Here is a 293-nt window from a genome sequence, read left to right as displayed (position 1 = left end):
TCTCACAACCCTCTACACATTCTACGAATACGCCCATTACGACGCGGCGACGCATACATCGCAGATGACCGCCTATACGACGCTTGCCGATGCGCAGGGCGCCACGGGTACCAACGAGTACTTCACGCTCGCCGCCGGGGCGGACGGCAACTACGACTTCCACCTGGTGACGAACAGCCTGCAGTCGACTTCCGTCTTCGACGTCGTCTCGGGGATCCCGAACGGCAACGGCAGCTACGTAAAGATCGCCTCCGGCTCGGCCAGCTTTGGCACCGATCCGGTTCCGGCCAGCG

The 293-nt window shown here is 62.5% G+C and carries 1 protein-coding gene; it reads left to right on the top strand.

All coding sequences use genetic code 11. The annotated features are described in order from the left end of the window. On the top strand, positions 1-293 hold a 293-nt coding region (locus EN852_RS41535; RefSeq protein WP_189546644.1), incomplete at both ends, for a hypothetical protein.

The sequence above is a fragment of the Mesorhizobium sp. M2E.F.Ca.ET.209.01.1.1 genome (genome assembly GCF_004010375.2).
Taxonomy (GTDB): domain Bacteria; phylum Pseudomonadota; class Alphaproteobacteria; order Rhizobiales; family Rhizobiaceae; genus Mesorhizobium.
This window is presented reverse-complemented; position numbering and strand designations above follow the sequence as displayed.